Raw genomic sequence first — 529 nt, 5'->3', positions numbered from 1 at the left:
CCCGAAGTCGGTGAGGTAACCTTTTGGAGCCAGCCGCCGAAGGTGGGACAGATGATTGGGGTGAAGTCGTAACAAGGTATCCGTACCGGAAGGTGCGGATGGATCACCTCCTTTCTAAGGAGCATTTGCTCAACTTATGAATCGAACTTCGCTTTGGCTTTTTTGTTTAGTTTTGAGAGGTCAAACTCTCAATATTTAAGTAAATAGAAATATTTAACTTATTCAATGTGGGCCTATAGCTCAGCTGGTTAGAGCGCACGCCTGATAAGCGTGAGGTCGGTGGTTCGAGTCCACTTAGGCCCACCATATTGAATTTTTTTGGGGCCTTAGCTCAGCTGGGAGAGCGCCTGCTTTGCACGCAGGAGGTCAGCGGTTCGATCCCGCTAGGCTCCACCATATTTTTTTGTCCTTTGAAAACTGGATAACGATAAATGAATGAATCACCGGTTTTACACAGATTTGAATCTACGGATTCAGAGAAGAGTGAACCGAGTGTCTTAGAGTAAGGCCAAGAAAGACCGAGAAAGAC

At 46.3% G+C, this 529-nt stretch carries 2 tRNA genes and 1 rRNA gene; all 3 read left to right on the top strand.

Going from position 1 to position 529, the window contains the following annotated elements:
• A 16S ribosomal RNA gene (locus QDN89_RS21935) occupies positions 1–114 on the top strand; the annotation flags it as partial.
• 115 nt (positions 115–229) lie between these two features.
• Positions 230–306, top strand: a tRNA-Ile gene (locus QDN89_RS21930).
• Positions 307–320: 14 nt separating this feature from the next.
• Positions 321–396, top strand: a tRNA-Ala gene (locus QDN89_RS21925).
• Positions 397–529 lie beyond the last annotated feature (133 nt).

It is taken from the genome of Salipaludibacillus daqingensis, from assembly GCF_029891575.1.
Taxonomy (GTDB): domain Bacteria; phylum Bacillota; class Bacilli; order Bacillales; family Salisediminibacteriaceae; genus Salipaludibacillus; species Salipaludibacillus daqingensis.
Note: the sequence above shows the minus strand (reverse complement) of the source record. Positions and strands in the feature narration are given on the sequence as shown.